The organism is Amycolatopsis sp. NPDC004368 (genome assembly GCF_053602515.1).
In genome coordinates this window covers 1-20951 of sequence record NZ_JBSGDT010000054.1, presented here as the reverse complement: position 1 = coordinate 20951, position 20951 = coordinate 1, and the positions used below count along the sequence as shown (strand labels likewise).

The 20951-nt window shown below is 71.1% G+C and carries 18 protein-coding genes, 4 tRNA genes and 1 pseudogene; 7 read left to right on the top strand and 16 right to left on the bottom strand.

Annotated features, from left to right (window positions below):
• Positions 1-52: 52 nt before the first annotated feature.
• Positions 53-697 (bottom strand): pyridoxal 5'-phosphate synthase glutaminase subunit PdxT, encoded by a 645-nt coding sequence (pdxT, locus tag ACWEOE_RS39735; protein ID WP_452018594.1) that lies wholly within the window; start codon positions 695-697, stop codon positions 53-55.
• A 455-nt stretch (positions 698-1152) separates the two neighbouring features.
• Here pdxT and pdxS point away from each other — a divergent pair, with 455 nt between their 5' ends.
• A complete protein-coding gene (gene pdxS / locus ACWEOE_RS39730) occupies positions 1153-2067 on the top strand; it encodes a pyridoxal 5'-phosphate synthase lyase subunit PdxS (protein WP_452018593.1) in 915 nt (304 codons plus the stop codon).
• Between the two features lie 70 nt (positions 2068-2137).
• Here the strand turns inward: pdxS and ACWEOE_RS39725 are convergent, their stop codons facing one another.
• The 3 genes from ACWEOE_RS39725 to ACWEOE_RS39715 form a co-directional block, all read right to left on the bottom strand.
• On the bottom strand, positions 2138-2554 hold the full coding sequence (locus ACWEOE_RS39725; RefSeq protein WP_452018640.1) for an IS30 family transposase: 417 nt from the start codon (positions 2552-2554) through the stop codon (positions 2138-2140).
• 348 nt (positions 2555-2902) lie between these two features.
• Entirely contained in the window at positions 2903-3223 is a 321-nt protein-coding gene (locus ACWEOE_RS39720) for an AzlD domain-containing protein (RefSeq protein ID WP_452018638.1), read from the bottom strand.
• Positions 3223-3918: an AzlC family ABC transporter permease gene (locus ACWEOE_RS39715; protein ID WP_452018591.1), complete on the bottom strand. Its 696-nt coding sequence runs from the start codon at positions 3916-3918 to the stop codon at positions 3223-3225. Before ACWEOE_RS39715 ends, ACWEOE_RS39720 begins: the two co-directional genes overlap by 1 nt.
• Before the next feature lie 70 nt (positions 3919-3988).
• On the opposite strand from ACWEOE_RS39715, the gene ACWEOE_RS39710 reads away from it, so the two are divergent.
• On the top strand, positions 3989-4552 hold the full coding sequence (locus ACWEOE_RS39710; RefSeq protein ID WP_452018589.1) for a helix-turn-helix domain-containing protein: 564 nt from the start codon (positions 3989-3991) through the stop codon (positions 4550-4552).
• An 82-nt stretch (positions 4553-4634) separates the two neighbouring features.
• On the opposite strand, the gene ACWEOE_RS39705 is transcribed toward ACWEOE_RS39710, so the two are convergent.
• The gene (locus tag ACWEOE_RS39705; protein WP_452018587.1) at positions 4635-5603 is read right to left on the bottom strand and encodes a DUF5937 family protein; all 969 of its coding nucleotides are present in this window, start codon (positions 5601-5603) and stop codon (positions 4635-4637) included.
• Positions 5604-6189: 586 nt separating this feature from the next.
• Here ACWEOE_RS39705 and ACWEOE_RS39700 point away from each other — a divergent pair.
• Positions 6190-8301 (top strand): elongation factor G-like protein EF-G2, encoded by a 2112-nt coding sequence (locus ACWEOE_RS39700; RefSeq protein ID WP_452018585.1) that lies wholly within the window; start codon positions 6190-6192, stop codon positions 8299-8301.
• On the opposite strand, the gene ACWEOE_RS39695 is transcribed toward ACWEOE_RS39700, so the two are convergent.
• The 10 genes and pseudogenes from ACWEOE_RS39695 to ACWEOE_RS39650 form a co-directional block, all read right to left on the bottom strand.
• Positions 8302-8814 carry an XdhC family protein gene (locus ACWEOE_RS39695; protein WP_452018583.1) on the bottom strand — a complete coding sequence of 171 codons (513 nt, stop codon included), beginning with the start codon at positions 8812-8814 and terminating at the stop codon, positions 8302-8304.
• Between the two features lie 125 nt (positions 8815-8939).
• Entirely contained in the window at positions 8940-9428 is a 489-nt protein-coding gene (locus ACWEOE_RS39690; protein WP_452018581.1) for an NUDIX hydrolase, read from the bottom strand.
• Positions 9425-10570 (bottom strand): glycosyltransferase family 4 protein, encoded by a 1146-nt coding sequence (locus ACWEOE_RS39685; RefSeq protein WP_452018636.1) that lies wholly within the window; start codon positions 10568-10570, stop codon positions 9425-9427. Before ACWEOE_RS39685 ends, ACWEOE_RS39690 begins: the two co-directional genes overlap by 4 nt.
• A gap of 16 nt (positions 10571-10586) precedes the next feature.
• On the bottom strand, positions 10587-11504 hold the full coding sequence (locus tag ACWEOE_RS39680) for a phosphatidylinositol mannoside acyltransferase (RefSeq protein WP_452018579.1): 918 nt from the start codon (positions 11502-11504) through the stop codon (positions 10587-10589).
• Between the two features lie 209 nt (positions 11505-11713).
• Positions 11714-12319: pseudogene (gene pgsA / locus ACWEOE_RS39675) on the bottom strand (phosphatidylinositol phosphate synthase); the annotation flags it as partial.
• A gap of 100 nt (positions 12320-12419) precedes the next feature.
• Positions 12420-12950 (bottom strand): MarR family winged helix-turn-helix transcriptional regulator, encoded by a 531-nt coding sequence (locus tag ACWEOE_RS39670; RefSeq protein WP_452018577.1) that lies wholly within the window; start codon positions 12948-12950, stop codon positions 12420-12422.
• 66 nt (positions 12951-13016) lie between these two features.
• A complete protein-coding gene (locus tag ACWEOE_RS39665; RefSeq protein ID WP_452018575.1) occupies positions 13017-13565 on the bottom strand; it encodes an HIT family protein in 549 nt (182 codons plus the stop codon).
• Entirely contained in the window at positions 13562-15589 is a 2028-nt protein-coding gene (thrS, locus tag ACWEOE_RS39660; RefSeq protein WP_452018573.1) for a threonine--tRNA ligase, read from the bottom strand. The genes ACWEOE_RS39665 and thrS overlap by 4 nt, the downstream gene beginning before the upstream one ends.
• Positions 15590-15769: 180 nt before the next feature.
• A complete protein-coding gene (locus tag ACWEOE_RS39655) occupies positions 15770-17350 on the bottom strand; it encodes a sugar transferase (RefSeq protein WP_452018571.1) in 1581 nt (526 codons plus the stop codon).
• 1010 nt (positions 17351-18360) lie between these two features.
• Positions 18361-18432, bottom strand: a tRNA-Val gene (locus tag ACWEOE_RS39650).
• Between the two features lie 386 nt (positions 18433-18818).
• Between ACWEOE_RS39650 and ACWEOE_RS39645 the strand changes: the two genes are divergently transcribed.
• The 4 genes from ACWEOE_RS39645 (at position 18819) to ACWEOE_RS39630 (ending at position 19605) form a co-directional block, all read left to right on the top strand.
• Complete coding sequence (locus ACWEOE_RS39645) at positions 18819-19244, top strand: SsgA family sporulation/cell division regulator (RefSeq protein WP_033293569.1); 426 nt, start codon at positions 18819-18821, stop codon at positions 19242-19244.
• Between the two features lie 117 nt (positions 19245-19361).
• Positions 19362-19434: transfer RNA gene (locus ACWEOE_RS39640), tRNA-Gly, on the top strand.
• 24 nt (positions 19435-19458) lie between these two features.
• Positions 19459-19529, top strand: a tRNA-Cys gene (locus tag ACWEOE_RS39635).
• Position 19530: 1 nt separating this feature from the next.
• A tRNA-Val gene (locus ACWEOE_RS39630) sits at positions 19531-19605 on the top strand.
• A 49-nt stretch (positions 19606-19654) separates the two neighbouring features.
• Here ACWEOE_RS39630 and ACWEOE_RS39625 read toward each other — a convergent pair.
• Entirely contained in the window at positions 19655-20911 is a 1257-nt protein-coding gene (locus ACWEOE_RS39625) for a tyrosine-type recombinase/integrase (protein WP_452018634.1), read from the bottom strand.
• Positions 20912-20951: the final 40 nt, after the last annotated feature.

Here is a 20951-nt window from a genome sequence, read left to right as displayed (position 1 = left end):
CATTTGTTCCGCGTGCCCGCGACCCGCGTCGCGCGCACGCCGCAATCCCTGCTCAGGCTTCTCGCACGAGCTCGACGAACATCCGGTGCACGCGCTCGTCCCCGGTGATCTCCGGGTGGAACGCGGTGGCCAGCACCGACCCCTGCCGGACCGCGACGATCCTAGCCTCGGGCGGGCCGGCCGCGGGATCTTCGGGGACGAGCGCCGCCGGCACGGTGGCCAGCACCTCGACCCCGTCGCCCGCCTTCTCGACCCAGGGGGCCCGGATGAAGACCGCGTGCACGGGCCCGCCCTCGACCCCGGCGAAGTCGAGGTCCACCTCGAACGAGTCGACCTGCCGACCGAACGCGTTGCGCCGCACCACCACGTCGAGCCCGCCGAGCTGCTGCTGGTCCGGACGCCCGTCGAGCGCCTGGCGCGCGAGCAGGATCAACCCGGCGCACGAGCCGAACGCGGGCATCCCGTCCGCGATCCGCGCGCGCAGCGGTTCGAGCAGCTCGAAGCTCTCCAGCAGCCGCGACATGGTGGTGGACTCCCCGCCGGGGAGCACCAGGCCGTCCACTTCGGACAGCTCCGACTCGCGGCGCACGGGCACGGCGTGCGCGCCCGCGCGTTCCAGCATCGCGACGTGCTCGCGCACGGCGCCCTGCAGGGCGAGCACGCCGACCGTCGGCCGTGCTCCCGAAGCTGTCGCCACCCGACCTCCCGAAAACGTTCCGTTCAGCTTAGGGGGACGCGCCACAGGCCTTCCGGCCAGGTCAGCGGGCGCGCGCCCGGCTGTCACCCACTCGAGGGGCCGGATCGGCCGACGGGCCGCACGACCGCCGAATGGCCTTCCCGAATCTGCGCCGAGTGGCCACCTCGAGGGGAATCTTTCCGACGGCCACGGCACCCGCGAGCGGAGCTGAACGCCTCCGGCTCCGCGACGGTCCCCACCCGCACCTCCAGGATACCCCGGCGGCCCCGGCGCAGGTCAGCACTCGTCCGCGCCGACGTGACCGGCATGACACCGCACCACGCGGCCGGGATCCGCAGGTGGTGGCCACCGCGAAAGTGGACTGCCGAGATACCCGGCCACTGGCCTGGTTCACCGGTCCACCGGACCCCTACGCTCGAAACCGCAGGAGTTTCGTCCCCGAGAAAGGCCCCGAGGTGTCCGAGCAGCAGACCACCCCCGAACCCCAGTCCGTCACCGGCACCGCCAAGGTCAAGCGCGGCATGGCGGAGATGCTCAAGGGCGGCGTGATCATGGACGTGGTCACCGCCGAGCAGGCGAAGATCGCCGAGGACGCCGGCGCGGTCGCGGTCATGGCGCTCGAGCGCGTGCCCGCCGACATCCGCGCCCAGGGCGGCGTGGCGCGCATGAGCGACCCGGACCTGATCGACGGCATCATCGAGGCCGTGTCGATCCCGGTCATGGCGAAGGCCCGCATCGGCCACTTCGTGGAGGCCCAGGTGCTGCAGGCCCTCGGCGTCGACTACATCGACGAGTCCGAGGTGCTCACGCCCGCCGACTACGCGAACCACATCGACAAGTGGGCGTTCACCGTGCCTTTCGTCTGCGGTGCGACCAACCTCGGCGAGGCGCTGCGCCGCATCACCGAGGGCGCGGCCATGATCCGCTCGAAGGGCGAGGCCGGCACCGGCGACGTCTCCAACGCCACCACCCACATGCGCAAGATCCGCGGCGAGATCCGCCGGCTGCAGTCGCTGCCCGAGGACGAGCTGTTCGTGGCCGCGAAGGAGCTGCAGGCGCCGTACGAGCTGGTCAAGGAGGTCGCCGAGGCCGGCAAGCTCCCGGTGGTGCTCTTCACCGCCGGCGGCATCGCCACCCCGGCCGACGCGGCGATGATGATGCAGCTCGGCGCCGAGGGCGTGTTCGTCGGCTCGGGCATCTTCAAGTCCGGCAACCCCGCGCAGCGCGCCGAGGCCATCGTGAAGGCCACCACCTTCCACGACGACCCGGAGATGCTGGCCAAGATCTCGCGTGGCCTGGGCGAGGCCATGGTGGGCATCAACGTGGAGGAGCTGCCGGAACCGCACCGCCTCGCCGAGCGCGGCTGGTAAACCACTCCGATCGACCGAGAAGCCCCCGTGGACGCCTGGCGGGTTCAAGGGTTGTTGCAGCACAGATTGATCAACTGGCTGGCGTGAGGAGCTTAGCGAGACGCTCGGCTGGGTTGTCCCAGCCGAGCGTTTTGCGTGGTCGGCCGTTGAGCCCGGCGGCGATCTCCGCGAGGCGCTCGGCGCTGCGGACCGACAGGTCGGTCCCTTGGGGAAAGTGCTGGCGGAGCAGGCCGTTGATGCTTCTCGTTCGAACCGCGCTGCCAGGGCGAGTGTGGATCGCAAAGTGGACCGGCAGGTCAACCGCCGGGGAGAACTGGTGGTGCAGCCCCATTTCCGAGCCTTGGTCCCAGGTCAGTGATCGCTTCAACTCCGCCGGCAACCTGGCCATGGTGGCGGCCAGGGCGTCGCGAACGGTCTCGGCGGTCCGGTCGCCGGGCAGATGAACGAGCAGAACGTAGCGGGTCGCATGTTCGACCAGGGTGCGGATCTGAGACGATCATGATCCGCTCGTCCTCGCTCAGATAACGAGCCGAGGGCTCCTCCCCCGACGACATCCGCGCTGGTGGACGAGCCCTCTTCACACGACCTTCCGGCCGCCCGTTACGCCCCTCACGCCCCGTCCGCGGGTTCACCCCCACCACACGGCACACGTGACCGTTACTCATCCCCTCCTCCACCAGAGCAAGGCAATGATCCCGCTCCCGGGACAACTTCCTCCGGCCCTGCGGCCTCCGGTCCCGCCGGATCTCGAAGTCCACCGCAACCCCTCAACTCGGGTGCTGCAACGACCCATTGAACCCAAGCCGGTCCACGGGGGCTTCTCGGTTCAGGAGCGTCAGGGCACCCCGGCCAGGCGCAGTAGTGCCGCCGTCGCCGCGGCGGCCACGACCACGGCCACGAACGGCGCCTTCCGCCACGCCAGCACACCCCCGACCAGCACGCCGGCCGGCCGCGCGAAGCCGGCGAACGCGTGGCCCTCCGTCAGCGCGCTCGTGGCCACCAGTGCGGCCAGCAGCACGATCGCGGACAGTGCCATGAGCCGCTGGGCGCGCGGGGAGAGGCGCACGCGCGTGCGCAGCACCGGGCCGGCGAGGCGGAAGGCGAACGTGCCCACCGCGAGCACCGCAGTGGCGACCAGCAGTTCGACGCCGTCCATCAGCTCGCTCCTGCCCATGTCTTCGGCTCCTTGGCGGCGACGCCGACGAGCACCCCCGCCAGCGCCAGCAGCACGGGCAGGCCCGCGGGCAGGAACGGGGTGGCCACCAGCGCGACCACCACACCCACCGCCACGGGCAGCCGGCTCGCCTTCTCGCGCAGCGCCGGCAGCACCAGGGCCAGCAGCACGGCGGGGAACGCGGCGTCTAGACCGAACGCGGCGGTGTCGCTGATCGCGGTGCCGGCGAAGGCGCCGAGGACGACCCCGGCGTTCCAGCACACGAACAGCCCGGTGCCGCAGGCCCAGTAGGCCGCGCGGCGGCGCCTGGTGTCCCGCTGGGCCATGGCGAAGGCCACCGACTCGTCGATCATCAGGTGGCTGCCCGCGATCCGGCCGGCCCACCGCGAGCCGAAGACGTCGCCCACCGCGAAGCCGAACGGCAGGTGCCGCGCGTTGACCAGCAGGCCCGCGACCACGGCGGCGAACGGGTTGCCGCCGCCCGCGATGATGCCCACCAGCATGAACTGCGACGCGCCGGCGAAGACCAGCAGCGACAGCAGCATGGGCGCCCACAGCGGGAAGCCCGAGCTCACCGCGATGGCGCCGTAGGACACGCCCACGAGCCCGTCGGCCAGGCAGACGAGCGCGATGTCCCGGGTCAGGTCCCGGTCGAGTGTTCGCCAAATCGAACGCATAGTGCCCTATGCTGAACACAGGACCGGGTGTTCGTCAAGACGAACGCGAAGACTGATGGAGCGAACACACATGTCGCAGGACACCGGCGGTGCCCCGCTGGAGATCATCGCCGCGTCGCTGCGCCGTGAGCGCACCCGTGCGGGCCTGTCGCTGACCGAGGTCGCGCGGCGAGCGGGCCTGGCGAAATCCACGCTTTCGCAGCTGGAGTCGGGCGCGGGCAACCCGAGCGTGGAGACGTTGTGGGCGCTGGGCGTGGCCCTCGACGTGCCGTTCTCCCGGCTCGTGGAACCCGATCGGCCCCAGGTCCGCGTGATCCGCGCGGGCAAGGGGCCGACCGTGTTCGCCGAGCACGCCGACTACGCGTGCACGCTGCTGTCCGCGTGCCCGCCCTCGGCGCGCCGGGACGTGTACGTTATCCGCGCCGAGCCGGGCACTCCGCGCAGGTCGGACCCGCACATGAACGGCGTGGTCGAGCACATCGTGATCTGCGCCGGGCGGGCCCGCGTCGGCGTGACCGACGACCCGGTCGAGCTGCTGCCCGGCGACTACATCTCCTACCCCGGGGATGTGCCGCACCTGTTCGAGGCGCTGGAACCCGGCACGTTCGGGGTGGAGATCTCCGAGTACTCCTGAGATTCAGTCATCCGCGGCGACGCGGTGAGGTTCCTCGAGTTGACGCCTGGCCGGGGTCCGGATCACCTGCCGGTTCGCGGTCTCAGTCGTCGTCCGCTGCACTCACGAGCGCGTCGGCGGCGAGGGTGCGCGAATGGACGCCGTCGGGTGCCGTGCTGACCAGGCCGGCGGTGCGCAGCAGCTGGAGGTGCTTCGCGACGACGCTCTGCTTCAGGCCCGTGCGGCGCGCCAGCTCGACGACGTCCGCGGGTGTGCTCAGCGAGGTCACGAGCGTGCTGCGGCTGCGTCCGAGCACCCCGCGCAGGGCACTCGACGACGAGGTGCCCCCGGTTTCCCAGAGACCCGCGATGCCGCGCGCCGGGTAGCGCAGCACGGGCTGGCGGCCCGCGTGCGTGCGCGAGACGACGCGCGGCCACACGAACACCGAGGGCGCCAGCACGAGCCCGTGGCTGTGCGGCGAACCCGTGGCGGGCACGTGCCGCTGAGCGACGATCAGCGTGCCGTCGGCCCAGTGGACGGCGGGGGCCAGGTCGTGGAACAGGTCCTCGGCCGAGCCGGCGGCGAGCAGGCGCGAGCGGTGCAGCACATCGCCTTCGAGCAGGGCGCGCATTCGCGGCCACGCCGGGGCGAGCGCCACCGCCCAGTACCGCTCCATGAGCGCTGCGAGCCGATCGAGCCCCGCCTCCGGGTCGCGGTGCAGGCGGGTCAGCGCGGCCGAGCGCGGCGGATCCATCGTCTCCAGCTCGCGCCGCACCGCGCGCGGCGCGACGTCACGCAGGTCGGCGAGCTCGTCGGCCAGCTGCGGCACCGGCGAGGCCGGCGCCGGGGTGAGGAACCGCGGCACCGACCGCCCGGCGACGAGATCGGCGAGCGGCGTGACGTCGATGCCCGCGTCGGCCAGCGCCCCCGACGCCCTGCGCACCCACGGCAGGTGCAGCGCGTGGTCCCCCGGCCGTGCCAGAACCCGGACGCTCGCCACGATTTCCCACAACGGGGAAAACGCGAGCCTCGTTCGCGCGAGTTCGTCCGCCGACCAGGCCAGTTCCAGCACGATCCTCCGCCTCTCGGAAAACGGGAATCGGAGAAGTGTAGAACAATCCGTTGTGGACAGTCAGGCCGGGTTACTCCTTGGGAGAAGGCGAACACACCGCCCGGGTAGTGGCGCCGGACGAGGGCGCGCGACCGGGGCAGGCTCGCGCGATAATGCAGGCAACCGCCGGTCGGGGCATTTTCCGGATCGAGGCGGGTGAGATACCTGTTCGTGCCGAATTGCGACCCGAGCTCGCGAATTCGCCCCCGTATTCGGCGGCCGTGAGTGCCCTGGTGCCGCAGCCCGTCCGGGGCCACACGCCGAACCCGCTCTTGGTCGCCTTGGGCCGCGCCGGGACAGACCCCCGCCCTCCCGAGGGGGCGTCCCCGAGTCCATTCTATCGGCCACCCCCGACAAATAGACTGGCAAGTAGCAACGGAAGGCCACTTGTCCACAACCCGGACGAGTGATCACAGCGGCTGCGGCGCCGCATCCTCACACACAGCCACCCCCGGAGCAATCCCCGGCCTTGCCTTGCCCTGCGCAGGGTAGCGGGTGTGTGATCGAGGACACACCGCGTACACCAGCCGTTCGCCGAGGAGTCGCCATGGCCGACAAGCAGAGCAGGAGTACCGACACCGGGGCCGCCGTCGCTGTGGCCGACCCCGCCAAGGTGCGCAACGTCGTGTTGGTGGGGCCCTCGGGATCCGGGAAGACCACGCTGACCGAGGCGTTGCTCGCGGCGTCGGGCACCGTGCCGCGCGCCGGGTCGGTCGTCGAGGGCACCACGGTGTGCGACCACGACCCCGCGGCCGTGCGGCAGCAGCGGTCCGTCGGGCTGTCGGTGGCACCGGTGCTTCATCAAGGCCACAAGATCAACCTCATCGACACCCCGGGTTACGCCGATTTCGTCGGCGAGCTGCGCGCCGGGCTGCGGGCGGCCGACGCCGCGCTGTTCGTGGTCTGCGCGGCCGAGGGCGTCGACGCCGCGACGGTCGCCGTGTGGGAGGAGTGCGCCTCCGTCGGGATGCCGCGGGCCGTGGTCGTCTCCCGCCTCGACCACCACCGGGCCGACGCGCTCGCCGAGATCGCCGCGTGCCAGGCCGCGTTCGGTGCCGGGGTGCTGCCGCTGTACCTGCCGGCCCGCGACGGGCTCGTCGGGTTGATCACCCAGCGCTACTTCGACTACTCCGCCGGCTACCCGCCACGGGTCGGGGAGCCCGATCCCGCCGACCTCGCCGGGCTGGACGAGGCCCGCAACGAGCTCATCGAGGGCATCATCGCCGAGAGCGAGGACGAGACGCTCATGGAGCGCTACCTCGGCGGCGAGGACATCTCCGAGAACACCCTCATCGCGGACCTGGAGACGGCCGTCGCCCGAGGGTCGTTCCACCCCGTCATCCCCGTGTGCGCCACCAGCGGCATCGGGCTCGCGGAGGTGCTCGACGGGATCGTGCGCGCGTTCCCGTCGCCGCTCGAACACACGCCGCCGGGGGTCACGACGCCCGACGGCGGCCCCCACGGCGACATCACGGCCGACCCGGCCGGACCGCTGGCCGCGGAGGTCGTGCGCACGGCCGTCGACTCCTACGTCGGCCGGGTGTCGCTCGTCCGGGTGTTCTCGGGGACGCTGCGGCCGGAGAACGCGGTGCACGTGTCCGGGCACGGCCTCGCCGAGCGCGGGCACGAAGACCACGATGCCGACGAACGCGTGGCCCACCTGTACTCACCGCTCGGCTCGGCGCTGCGCGAGGTCCCGTACTGCGTCGCGGGCGACCTGTGCGCCCTGACCAAGGTCGGCTCGGCCGAAACGGGCGACACCGTGTCGTCGCCGGACGACCCGCTGGTGATGAAGCCGTGGCGCATGCCCGAACCGCTGCTGCCCGTCGCGATCATCGCGAAGACCCGCAGCGACGAGGACACGTTGTCGCGCAACCTGTCCCGCCTCGTCGCCGGTGACCCGACGCTGCGGCTCGACCGCAACGCCGAGACCGGCCAGCTCGTGCTCTGGTGCATGGGCGAGGCCCACGCCGACGTTGTCCTCTCGCGGTTGCGCGCGGGCGGCGCCGACGTGGACACCGAACCCGTGCGCATCAGCCTGCGCTCCACCTTCGGCAAACCCTCGCGCGGCCACGGCCGGCACGTGAAGCAGTCCGGTGGCCACGGCCAGTTCGCCGTGTGCGACCTCGAAGTCGAACCGCTGCCGCGTGGCGGCGGGTTCGAGTTCGTGGACAAGGTCGTGGGCGGCTCGGTGCCGCACCAGTTCATCCCGAGCGTCGAGAAGGGCGTGCGGGCCCAGCTGCAGCGCGGGCTCGTGGACGGGCACCCCGTCGTCGACGTCCGGGTGACCCTGGTCGACGGCAAAGCCCACAGCGTCGACTCCTCCGACGCCGCGTTCCAGACCGCCGGCGCCCTCGCGCTGCGGGAAGCCGCGGCCGCCGGTCGCCTGACGTTGCTCGAACCCCTCGACACGGTCGCGATCACCGTGCCGGACGAGCACCTGGGCACGGTGCTCGGCGACCTGTCGTCGCGGCGCGGGCGGGTGCTCGGCACCGAGTCCGGCGCGGGCGGGCGGACGGTCGTGAACGCCGAGGTGCCGGCGGCGGAGCTGCTGCGCTACGCCATCGATCTGCGTTCGCTCACGTCGGGCACGGCGACGTTCACCCGCGCCCACGCCCGGTTCGAGCCGCTGCCGGAAGGAGCCGCCGCGGCCCGGTGATCAGAACTCGAAGCCGCCGGGTTTGCCGTTGCGGTCCGCGAGCAGACCCGCGAGGACGGCGATGGCGATCTCGGCCGGCCTGCGCGACCCGATGTTCAGCCCGACCGGGCGGTGCACCCGCGCGATGTCCGGCTCCGCCACGCCGAGGGCCGTCAGCGCCGCGACGTGCGGGCCCTCGTGCCGAGGATTGCCGAGCACGCCGACCCACCGGGTCTCGCCGGCGAGCGCGTCGCGCAGGACCGGGCCCAGCTCGGCGCGGTGGTGGTCGGTCACCACGACGTCGGCGGTCTTGTCGAGCGCCGGCATCGTGGTGCGGATGTCGCACGCCGTCACCACGTCGGTGGCGCGCGCGGCGTCGGGCTCGAACAGCACGGTGTGGTAGCCCAGGTCCGCCGCGTAGCTCAGCAGGTACCGGGCCACCGGCGACGCGAACACCGCCACCAGGGTCCGGGTGTCGGGGTCCGTTTCGGGCGCGCCGTGGGCGACGGCGCAGGCATCCGGTTCGACGGTCATGCGCCCAGTCTGCCACCGCGGCACCGCTCGAACAGTGCCGCGCTGACACTGCCGCTCGGACAGCGTTTCTCGGACTGCGTTTCTCGGACTGCGTTCCTCGGACAGCGCTCGTCGGACGCTGTTGCTCAGACGTCGGGTTCGGCGAACTCGAAGTACTCCGGCAGCGGCGCGGTGCCGGCCAGCCGGAAGTACCGGACTTTCCGGCGGCGCCGCAACGCGAGGGTGTCGCGCACGGCGTCGTTGTGCACGCGCCGCGCGATGACCACCCGGTGCTCCGCATCGGTGAGCTCCTCGGCCAGCGCGGGCGGCAGCGCCGTGCGGTCGATGCGCCCGAGCAGCAGCGTCAGCTCGTTTTCGTCGGCTTCCCGCTCGCCGCGGGCCGCGCGTTCGGCCCGCTCGGCGGCGGCGTGCAGGCCGGGTCCGGTGCCGTCGAGCAGAGCCGCCACGGCCCGCGCGACCACCGCGCGCCGCGCCAGTGCCGCGTCGAGGGCGGCCCAGCCCGCGTCCATGCGGATGTGAAGGCGGTCGAGCCGGTTGGCCGTCGCGACGAGGAACAGCCCACCCAGCACCACGATCGCGGCCAGCACGGGGATCAGCCACGCGAGCCAGCTCATCGCGCGAGCTCCCGCTCCCCCGCGACGACCAGCCTCGGGTCGGCGGCGATCGCGGTCTCGTACACGCGCAGCACCTGCGTGACGACCACCGACCAGTCGTAAGCCGTCACGCGCTCCCCCGCCGCCGCGGCCAGCGACGCGCGCCGCGCCGGATCGCCGAGCAGCTCGCGCAGCGCGTCGGCGAGCGCGCTCGCGTCACCGGTCGCGGTGAGCAGCCCGGCCTTGCCGTCGTCGAGCACGCGGCGGAACGAGTCGAGGCCGCTGGCCAGCACCGGCGTGCCCGCGGCCATCGCCTCGGTGAGGATCATGCCGAAGCTCTCACCGCCGGTGTTCGGCGCGCAGTACACGTCGACGCTGCGCAGCGCGCGGGCCTTCGTGGCGTCGTCGACCTGGCCGAGCAGCTCGACGTGCGGCCACAGCTGTTCGCCGGCCATGCGCCGCAGCTGGTCGGGATCGCCGCGGCCGACCACGAGCAGCCGCAGCTCCTCGAACTCCGGCAGCAGCCGGCGCGCCGCCTCCAGCAGCACAGCCATGCCCTTGCGGGGTTCGGTGAACCGGCCGACGAACCCGATCGTGCCGCCCGCGCGCGGATACCCGTCGAGCGGAGTGGCGCGGGCGAAGAACTCGGCGTCGACGCCGTTCGGGATCTCCACCGCGTCACCGCCGGCGTGCTCGACCTGCACGCGGCGGGCCAGGGCCGACACGGCGATGCGCGCGGTGATCTTCTCCAGCAGCGGCCGCAGCACGGGCTGGAACGCGGCCAGCGTGCGCGAGCGCGTGGTCGCCGTGTGGAAGGTGGCCACGATCGGGCCGTCGGCGACCTTCAGCGCCAGCAGCGACAGGCTCGGCGCCGCGGGTTCGTGCAGGTGCAACACGTCGAAGCCGTTGTCGCGGATCCAGCGCCGCACACGCGCGTACGACACGGGGCCGAACTGCAGCCGGGCGACCGAGCCGTTGTACGGGATGCCGAGCGCCTTGCCCGCCGGGTGCACGAAATCGGGCAGCACGGCGTCCTCGTCGGCCGGCGCCAGCACGGACACGTGGTGCCCGCGTTCGATGAGCGCCCGCGCGAGGTCGATCACGTGCCCCTGCACCCCGCCCGGCACGTCGAACGAGTAGGGGCACACGATGCCGATCTTCAGCCCGGCCGCCACGGCGTCAGCCCACTTCCTCGAGGCTGGCGAGCTCGCCGGCCTCGAGGTCGGCGAGCCAGATCTTCTGCAGCATGTGCCAGTCGGCCGGGTGCGCCGCGATGTCCCCGGCGAACGCGTCGGCCAGCGCCTGCGTGGCCGCGGGTACCTCGGCCCGGGCGGTGACGCGGATGCGCGGGTGCACCCGCACCTGCCAGCCGTCCTCGCTGAACCACGAGCCGACGGGCAGCAGCGCGGCCCCGGTGGTGGCCGCGAGGCGCGCCGGACCCGCGGGCATGCGCGTGCGCTCGCCGAAGAAGCGCACCGGAATGCCGCTCGTGGTGAGGTCGCGGTCGCCGACGAGGCACACGACCTTGTTCTCCCGCAGCCGTTTCAGCAGTAGGCGCATCGCCGCGCTGTCGCCGGTGAGCGGCACGATCTCGAAGCCGAGCGACTCGCGGAACTCCACGAACCGGCGGAACAGCGACTCGGGCTTCAGTCGCTCGACGACCGTGGTGAAGCCGCCGAGGCGGTCGGCCAGCCACACCCCGATCGCGTCCCAGTTGCCGCTGTGCGGCAGCGAGATCACCGCGCCGTTGCCCTCGGCGAGCGCAGCGTCGATGTTCTCGACGCCCGTGATCGCGGCGTCGACCTTGGCGATCACCTCGGCCCGGTCCATCGAGGGCAGCCGGAACGACTCGTACCAGTAGCGCGCGTACGAGCGCATCGCCCGGCGGACGAGCTCGTCGAGCTCCGTCTCGTCGGCCTGCGGCACCACTCGCGCGAGGTTCGCTCGCAGCTGCCGCACCCCGCCGCCGCCGCGGCGGGTCGCGACGTCGGCGCCGAGGGTGAACACCGCCGTCCCCATCGGCTCGGGCATCCGGCGGGCGAGCTGCCAGCCCGCCGCGTAGCCGAACTCGCCGAGCCGCTGGGACAGCGCGCTCACGGCTGCGCCCCGCCCGCCTGCACGTCGCCGGACGCGGCCTGCTCGGCCGGTGCCGGGACGGGCTGCTCGGAGTTCTGGGACGCGTTGCCGGCCGCCGCTGTGTCCGCCGTTGCGGTGTCCACCGCCGCTGTGTCCGCCGTTGCGGTGTCCACCGCCGCTGTGTCCGCCGTTGCGGTGTCCACCGCCGCTGTGTCCGCCGCTGCCTTGTCCGCGACCGCGCGCGCGGCCTTCGCGACGGCGGCGCCGCGTTGCAGCAGCGTGATCACCGACAGCACGGCGAGCAGCCAGAGCGTGATCTCCACGGTGTAGGGCACACCGAGACCGTGCAGGCCGGTGCCGACGAGCGCGATGATCAGCCGTTCGGCCCGCTCGACGAGCCCACCGTCGGCTTCGAGACCCGAGGCGTCGGCGCGGGCCTTCACGTAGGAGATGACCTGGGCCAGCACGAGGCAGATGAGGGCGGCCGCGGCCGCCCGATTGTTGTGGTCGACCACGAAGCACCACCAGGCGATGGCGGCGAACAGCGCGCCGTCGACCAGCCGGTCGCAGGTGGCGTCGAGGACGGCGCCGAACGGCGTGCCGTAACCGCGGGCCCTGGCCATGGCACCGTCGAGAAGGTCCAGCATGGCGAACCCCCACACGGTGAAGGTTCCCCACAACAGGAGCCCCTGCGGGAAGAAGACCAGCGCGCACGCCACGGCACCCGCGGTGCCGATCACGGTCATCGCGTTGGGGGTCAGTCCAGCGCGAACCAGCGTCCGGCCGATCGGATCGGTGACGCGGGAGACTGAGGCACGGGCGAAAATGTTGAGCATCTCGTCGTCTGGTGCACCTGGCTCGGGGGCGGGTGGGCCACGAAAGCCTATCGAGGTGTCCCCGCGGGACCGCAGTCCCGCCCCGCGACCCGCCGGGCGATCAGCCTGATTTCGGCAGTTCGACGACCGGGGCCACGAAATCGCTCTCCTGCGCGGCGGCGATCGCGGCCGCGCAGCGCGGCCGCAGACCGTCGAGGATCGCCGCGCTGATCTCGCCCAGCTGCGCCACCTGCGCGAGCGTCAGGGGGTCGAACAGGCTCGTGCGGACGGCCTCGACGTGGCCGGGAGCAGCGGTTTCGAGCGCCGTGAACCCGGCGTCGGTGAGCACCGCCCACGCGCCGCGCTTGTCGGTGGGACACGACTCGCGCCGCACCCAGCCCTTGGCCTCGAGCCGCGCGACGGCGTGGGACAGCCGGCTGCGCGAGGAACCGCGGGCATCGGCGAGCTCGCTCATCCGCAGCCGGCGCCCCTCGGCCTCCGACAGGGACACCAGGACCTCGTAGTACGTGTGGGGCATGCCCGAGTCGTGTTGCAGCTGGGCCTCGAGGTGCGCTTGCAGCAGTGCGGTGGCCTGGGAGAAGTCACGCCACACGTGCTGCTCGTCTTCGGAAAGCCAGCGAGGTTCGGACATACCCCCATGCTACCCCTGATTGAGGGCTCAATTACCGCGTCGGTACACTCCCGCGTCCCGTGGGCTTCACCACGCGTCCGCCAGGAGTTTGCGCGTCTCGCCGAGCAGTTGCGGCAGCACCTTCGTGTGGCCGATCACCGGCATGAAGTTGGCGTCGCCGCCCCAGCGCGGTACGAGGTGCTGGTGCAGGTGCGCCGCGATGCCCGCGCCGGCGATCACGCCCTGGTTCATGCCGATGTTGAACCCGTGCGCCGCCGAGACCTCGCGGACCACGCGCATGGCGTGCTGCGTGAACTCGGCCAGCTCGCGCGTCTCGTCGACGGTGAGGTCGGTGTAGTCGGCCACGTGGCGGTAGGGCACCACCATGAGGTGGCCGGGGTTGTACGGGTACAGGTTCAGCACCGCGTACACCGTCGCGCCCCGCGCCAGGATCAGCGCCATCTCGTCGTCGAGGCTCGGGATGCGGCAGAACGGGCAGCCGTCCGGCTCGTCGTCGTCCGGCTTCTCCTGCCCCTTGATGTAGGCCATCCGGTGCGGGGTCCACAGGCGCTGCAACGCGTCCGGGACCCCCACACCGTCCTGCTCGACGATCTCGGGACCGTCCGGGTCGCTCACCGCAGGATCTTCTCCACGGCCTCCGCGCTCGGCGAGGCGTTCTCGCGGCCGGCCACCCACTCGGCGATGGCGTCGACGGCGGTGTCCACGGACACGCCGTTGATCTGGCCGCCGTCGCGGAAGCGGAACGACACCGCGCCCGCCTCGGCGTCCTTCGCGCCCGCCAGGAGCAGGAACGGCACCTTCTGCGTGGTGTGGGTGCGGATCTTCTTCTGCATGCGGTCGTCGCTCGCGTCGACCTCGGCGCGGATCCCCTTGGCGCGCAACGCCTTCTCGACATTCCGGAGGAACTCGACCTGGTCGGCGGTGATCGGGATGCCCACGACCTGCACCGGCGAGAGCCACGCCGGGAACGCGCCCGCGTAGTGCTCGGTCAGCACGCCGAAGAACCGCTCGATCGAGCCGAACAGCGCGCGGTGGATCATCACCGGGCGCTGGCGCGAGCCGTCGGAGGCGGTGTACTCGAGGTTGAAGCGCTTGTTCTGGTTGAAGTCCAGCTGGATCGTGGACATCTGCCAGGTGCGGCCGATGGCGTCCTTGGCCTGCACGGAGATCTTCGGTCCGTAGAACGCGGCGCCGCCCGGGTCGGGCACGAGCTCGAGGCCGGAGTCGATGGCGGCCTGGCGCAGCGTCTCGGTGGCCTCCTCCCACTCCCAGTCCTCGCCGATGAACTTCTCGGAGTCACCGCGGGTGGACAGCTCGAGGTAGAAGTCCGACAGCCCGTAGTCGGCCAGCAGGTCGAGCACGAACTTGAGCAGCGACCGCAGCTCGCCCGGCATCTGCTCCTTGGTGCAGTAGATGTGCGAGTCGTCCATCGTCAGGCCGCGCACGCGGGTGAGGCCGTGGACCACACCCGACTTCTCGTAGCGGTACACGGTGCCGAACTCGAACAGCCGCAGCGGCAGCTCCCGGTAGGACCGCCCGCGCGAGCGGAAGATCAGGTTGTGCATCGGGCAGTTCATGGCCTTGAGGTAGTAGTCCTCGTCCTCGAACTTGACCGGCGGGAACATCGTGTCGGCGTAGTAGGGCAGGTGACCCGAGGTGTGGAACAGCTCGCCCTTGGAGATGTGCGGCGAGTTCACGAACTCGTAGCCGGCCTCCTCGTGGCGGCGGCGCGAGTAGTTCTCCATCTCGCGGCGGATGATGCCGCCCTTGGGGTGGAACACCGGCAGCCCGGAGCCGATCTCCTCGGGGAAGGAGAACAGGTCGAGCTCGGCGCCGAGGCGGCGGTGGTCGCGACGCTCGGCTTCGGCGATGCGCTCCAGGTAGGCGTCCTGCGCCTCGCCCGATTCCCACGCCGTGCCGTAGATCCGCTGCAGCTGCGGGTTCTTCTCGCTGCCGCGCCAGTAGGCCGCGGCCACGCGGGTGAGCTTGAACGCGGGGATGAACTTGGTGGTGGGCACGTGCGGGCCGCGGCAGAGGTCGCTCCACACGCGCTCCTTGGTGCGCGGGTCGAGGTTGTCGTAGATCGTCAGCTCGCCGCCACCGACCTCCATCACCTCGTCGGTGTCCACTTCGGACTTGAGGTCGACCAGCTCGAGCTTGAACGGCTCGTTCGCCAGCTCCTTCTTCGCCTCGTCGACGGAGTCGAACACGCGGCGCGAGAACTGCTGAGCGCCCTTCACGATCTGCTTCATGCGCTTCTCCAGCGCCTGCAGGTCTTCGGGCGTGAAGGGCTTGTCCACGGCGAAGTCGTAGTAGAAGCCGTCCTTGACCGGCGGCCCGATCCCGAGCTTCGCGTCGGGGAACTCCTGCTGCACGGCCTGGGCCAGCACGTGGGCGGCCGAGTGGCGGATCACGCTGCGGCCGTCTTCGGTGTTCGCGGCGACCGGCTCCACCTCGGCGTCGGCCTCCGGGGCCCACGCCAGGTCGCGCAGCTTGCCCTCGGCGTCGCGCACGACCACGATCGTGTCGGGGCCCTTGGTCGGCAGCCCGGCCTCACGGATCGCGGCTCCCGCCGTGGTGCCCGCCGGGACCACCACGCGCTCGGCGGGGACGGCGGCGGCTGACGGCGGATGCGACACGATCGGCTCCTTCTGGGGCAAGTGACGAGGACGACTCCGGTTGATGCTAGTCGGCGGCCCGCGGGCGCCTCACGCGTGTCGGCGCTAACCGCCGCTCTTCCCCCGGCCGGGTCGCCCGCACACGAGAAGCGGCCGCCGACCGGGTGGTCGGCGACCGCGGCACGGGTATCGCCACGGCGTTCAGTAGGCGCCGTCCCCGCCCACGACGGCCCGGAACGTCTTCCAGAGGATCACCAGGTCGAGCGCGAGCGACCAGTCCTCGACGTAGCGCAGGTCGAGGCGGATGCTGTCGGCCCAGGACAGGTCGCTGCGGCCGCTGACCTGCCACAGGCCGGTGAGACCCGGCTTCACGAGCAGCCGCCGGCGGGCGTCGGGCGCGTACTGGCGCGTCTCCTCGGGCAGCGGCGGCCGCGGGCCGACGAGCGACATGCGGCCGGAGAGCACGTTGAACAGCTGGGGCAGCTCGTCGAGCGAGTAGCGGCGCAGCAGCCCGCCGACGCGGGTCACGCGCGGGTCGCGCTTCATCTTGAACAGCGGCCCGGCGCCTTCGTTGTCGGCTTCGAGGTCCTGACGGATCTTGTCGGCGTTCGGGACCATCGTGCGGAACTTGATCATCGTGAAGTTCTCGCCGTCCTTGCCGACGCGGCGCTGCCGGTAGAGGACCGGGCCGCGGTCACCGAGCTTCACGGCCAGCGCGATCGCCAGCAACAGCGGTGAGAACAACGTCAACAGGAACGCCGCGCCGCAGCGGTCCACCACTTCCTTCACGAACCGCCGGCCGCCGGTGAACCGCGGCGCCGTGACCCGCAGCAGCGGCATGCCGAGCACACCCGAGACGTCGAGCCGCGGTCCGGCGACCTCCATCAGCACCGGCGCGACGACCAGCTCCGCGGCCGTGCCTTCGAGGTCCCACGCGAGGCGCTGCACGCGTTTGGGCGTCCAGTACGGGTCGGCGGTGATGGCCACGACGCGGTAGCCGCCGCGGCGCACGTGCCGGGAGAGCGCCTCCAGCCGGCCGACCACGGGCACACCGTCGATCTCGCCGCTGTCCCGGTCGGCGCCGGCGCCGTCGGCCGTGCAGACCGCTTCCACGCGCCAGCCGACGTGTGCCTCGGATTTGGTGCGGGCGATGAGGTCGGCGACGGTGGCGGGGTTGCCGGCCGCCATCACGGGCAGCAGGCACAGCCCGCGGCGGCGCCGGCGGTGCAGGACCTGGCGCAGCAGGTAGCGCTGGGGGAAGGCGAACAGCGCGATCACGGGCACGACGATGAACACCCAGGGCTGCACGTCCAGGGCCTGGAAGAGCAGGCCGCCGAGCGCCACGAGCACGGCGGCGACCACGAGCCCGCGGCCGAGCGTCCGGTACTCCTCGGGGCCTTCGCCCAGCACGCGCGGGCTCCACGCGCGGCTGACCGGGAGCGCGCAGAGCACCGCGAGGGCGGTGCCGAACGCGTGCATGTCCTGCGGGGCCACGCGGTCGATCACGAAGGCGCTCACGCCGATCACCACGAAGGCCGCCACGATGTCACTGGCGATGACCCAGGCGCGGTAGCGCTTTTCCCACGAAGCGGGATGCGACTTGGCCGTGGTCGACTCGACGGGCGCGGTGCGCACCGGCGCGGCGCCGGCGGGCGCGGGGATTTCGGGGCCCGGGGCCAGGTCCGCGATCCCCGCGAGCGCGGAGTCCGCCGCCATCGCCTGGAGGTCGAGGTGCGGCGGCGGCTCGCTGACCGTGGACGAGGGCCGCACCGACTCTTCCATCAGACCTCCCGCAGCACTGGTTCGAAGGCCTCCAGCGGCACGCTGCGTGAACGAGATCGATCTCGGAGAGTGATCATGATCCGTACCCGATTCAGCCACCAAAGGAGCGACACACGCCAAGGTATCGGCGGCTATCCGGGAGTCGTTACAACGGTTTCCAGCCACATCCTGCGGCTCTTTCACGCAAATGAATGGCTTGAAGATAACGGGATGATGACGATGAGTAATCCGAAGCAACCGACCGAAAACTACGGAATGTAGTCAAGATCCCACCACCTTCCCAGAAGGTCGCCGAGGTGTCCCACTCTCCGAGATGGTCCACTGTGGACACTCCGGACCGGACTCGTCCACAATGGATTTTTCCGGCGCCCCGCCGAATCGCGCCGCACGGCCGGTGACATTCTGCTTCAAGGTGTCACGGCGTCGGGTTTTCGTCACATTCACCCCGGCGTCCCGGGGCCGCTTCGGCGACATACTCCCCAGGGGTGCGCGTGCCGCCGCGTCGATCACACCCCGCTCCCACCGCGGAGCGGCTCCGTTCACCCGTCCTGCCGAACGGCGGACGCGGACACGCGTGATCTTCGAGTGGCCCGAAACCGTCTCGGATTCACCGGAACGGCGGCGCCCCGGACGAAAACCTTCGAACGTCGGCGGGCCGTTCGGACGGCGCCGCGGTGCGTGCGGCGGCGAAGTGCGTGCGGCCGTTCGGGTGGTCCGGCGGTCGACCTGATCGAGAAAGTGCCGAGGATCACACGCGAGTTGGTGCGCGACATCCCTGTGCCACAAAAGCGATGCCGTTCGTGCACATCCTGTCGACCGTCACGCTGCGACCTGCAAATTGCAGGTGAGACGCCCGTGTCCGGACCGTTGCCCCGCCGTGATCGACCTCGCGGAGCGCGGTTCGCGGGCTCGTCGGCACGACGAGCCCGCGTCGTGGTTGCTGACCTGCACAGATTCTCGCGCGAAAACACTCGAGGCCCCGGACCGTCGGTCCGGGGCCTCGTGCGGTGTGGGCGATACTGGGATCGAACCAGTGACCTCTTCGGTGTGAACGAAGCGCTCTCCCCCTGAGCTAATCGCCCGCTCGTGGAGTGAGGACAACTCTACAACACGACTTTCGAGGGCCTGCAAACGGGTGGTTGGTGGCGAACACCCTGCGTCTACCAGCGAATACGGAGCGAACAACCCCGAGCTAGCCGGGGTTGTGCCGCAGTGGGGCCGCTCGCGACGCGGTTCGACATCCGTGCGACGGTGCTATCGCGCGGCGGTCGAACCGCGCAGTATGTACGTGTGGCTGCCCAGCGGGCGCCCGCGGAGGACTGCGCGACGCGGGCGACGAAGGACGGAAACGGTACTGCCGACCACGGACGGGTGATCTCCGGCGAACCCGCGACGGAATCGGCTCTCCGGAGCGTCTCATCGTCGTCCTCGGTCGTCCGGGCCGGGAAGGGAGACGAAGGGTAGGACGATGCGCAACGATCACGTGACGCTCCGCTCGACGGCGGTCTTCGACCTGCTGGCGCCGCGGACGCCGGCGGTTCCGGTCAAGGTTGAACTGCGCTACGACACGCGTGACCCCTACGCGGTCGTCGCCGCCTTCCGCACCGGCCGCGCGGGCTGGGTCGAGTGGGTCTACGCCCGCGACCTCCTCGCCGACGGCCTCCTCGCCGACGCCGGCGACGGCGACGTGCGGATCCGCCCGTCCGTCGAAGACCCCGAATCCGTGCTCATCGAGCTCAACTCCCCCTCGGGCCACGCCATGTTCGAAGCCTCGGCGCAAGAGCTGGCCGACTTCCTGGACCGCACCTACGACGTGGTCCTCCCCGGCAACGAACACCTGTGGGTCGACGTCGACGACGCCCTCACCCACCTCATCCCCCACGATCTCGCCTGATCAACCGGCAGATGGCCCCCCGGTGACGGGGCGGTTTTCGCGGTCCGATATGGTTCTCCCACACCACGGCGACGAGGTGCCGGCCCACCGGCCAGCCACTTCGGACCCGCGGAGAGTGCGGACGTAGCGCAGCTGGTAGCGCATCACCTTGCCAAGGTGAGGGTCGCGGGTTCGAATCCCGTCGTCCGCTCGAAAGGCTCTCGTGGCCTTGCACGGTGGAGTGGCCGAGAGGCGAGGCAACGGCCTGCAAAGCCGTGTACACGGGTTCGAATCCCGTCTCCACCTCGCGCGATTAGCTCAGCGGGAGAGCGCTTCCCTGACACGGAAGAGGTCACTGGTTCAATCCCAGTATCGCGCACCAGCTGAAACTGCAGGTCAGAAGCCCTGTCCCTCCCCGGAGGGGCGGGGCTTCAGTCGTCAGACGGCGATGATCCGGCGATGGCCCCAGACCCGGGCCCGATCGCCCGTCGAGACCGCAGATGCGGGAACCACGACACCAGCTTCGCCCGCTCCCCCGGATACAACGAAGCCAGCGACCGCAGCCACCGCTCGTCCAGCGCGTCGAGGATCTGGTTCACCATCGCCGGGGTCACGTGGTCGTAAACCCGCGCGATGCCCTTCATCTTCTGACCCAGCCGCGCCCGCCGCGCAACCTCCGGGATCCCGTCCTCCGTCAGCCACGTGCTGTGCGTGTGCCGGCCCTCATGGAAGGTCAACGTCGGCAGAATCGGCGGCCGCCGCTCCCCCGCCCCGGCATCGTCGAGCTCGACCCCGTCCCACGCCGGACGCCAAAACCGGATCCGGAAATTAGACCGCCGCCAGGGGTGCCCCTCCGGCGTGGACAACACGAAGGGATCACGGTGGCTGTCCATCAGCTCCTCGTAGAGCACCGCGATCCCCGACGGCAGCGCCACGAACCGCGTCCCCGCAGGAGTCTTGGTCCGCCCCTTCTTCGGCCGGGTGTTCCCACGCCTCGTCGGCGGCCGCGAGTGACCGTCCGAGTGGCGATCATTACTCTTCCGGCCCCCCTTGTAGACCTTCCCACCGACTTCCTTCAGCGGCGTCCGGATCTCAATCCCACGCTTCTCAGCGTCGTACTCGTGCCGCTGCTGCCCAACAAGTTCACCCCATCGAGCACCGGTGTAGAAGTCCATCAGACACAACACGAACCCTGACTTCCCCAGACCCATCTCGTAGAGCCGCATGGCAGCCCGCAGCGCCTGGGCCGGACTGGCGACCAGCCGCTCGGTGTCGAACTCACCACTGGTCACGCGGACCCCGCTGCACGGGTTGGCCGGGATCATCCGCGCACGGACAGCGCAGTTGAGGATGGTCGAGAACAACGCGAAGTACGACGACACCGACGACTCCGCGTAGTCCTCATGCAGCTCCGAGAGCCACCGCTCGATCTCAACATAACCGTTGAAGATCGCGATCAACGGCCACGCCTGCCACTGCGGGAGCAGCTGGTTGTCCAGGAACGACCGATACTTCGCGGCCGTGTTCAGCTCCAACCGAGGACACACAGCGTCCAACCACGCCTCGGCGAAGTCGGCAAACCGGGTTTCGCCATCACGCGGATCCAGCCACAGGTTCCGCCATGCCCTACTGGCTGTCCCGCCCCGGGTTTGATGGAGACATCGAACACCCGGAGGATTCACAGTCATGGCGGCACCACGGAAGTACCCGGATGAGTTGCGGGAGCGG